Raw genomic sequence first — 563 nt, forward strand, 5'->3', positions numbered from 1 at the left:
GTGATTCGAGACTGTCGTGACGGACACATCGAGCTCTTCAGCAAGACTTCGAAGGCTCGCACGTCCATCCGTGAGAAGTTCATTGACCAGATCTGCATCCAGATTCGCGTAAGTCATTAAATAACACAGCAGACGTATCCTATTAGAAATTTACGAATGTCCACGGTATCACCCTCTAGAAACTCATCTACTATACTCAGATTTGTATGTTGTAGAATTTACATTTATATAGCAAAACAGATATGAAAAGCAGTCGTCCGTCTGGTTCTGGACTTCTTTGGTACGTTACATCCTGCACGATGAGCGGATTGTTCCACCCCAGAGCCGGAGTATTTCTCATCATCACACTCGAAGACGTACTCCTTGTTAGACAGAAGAAGGCCCAGACAAGTACCCGCTTACAGAGTTAGTGAGATGGCAACGATCTGCCAACCACTCTCAGTCACTCAGCATGGAACTCCTGGGCTGGGCTAAACTCAGTAAGTTCCTCGATTCGGGCCTCGAGATCGTCAATCTCCTCACGCAGTTCAGCGGCCTCTGGCTCATCACTGACCGCCAATTGG

At 47.6% G+C, this 563-nt stretch carries 1 protein-coding gene; it reads right to left on the reverse strand.

Annotation, left to right across the window (positions count from 1 at the left end):
• A partial coding sequence (locus C492_RS22960; protein WP_152424892.1) for an Lrp/AsnC family transcriptional regulator occupies positions 1-117 on the reverse strand: 117 nt, incomplete at its 3' end.
• Positions 118-563 lie beyond the last annotated feature (446 nt).

The sequence above is a fragment of the Natronococcus jeotgali DSM 18795 genome (assembly GCF_000337695.1).
GTDB lineage: Archaea > Halobacteriota > Halobacteria > Halobacteriales > Natrialbaceae > Natronococcus > Natronococcus jeotgali.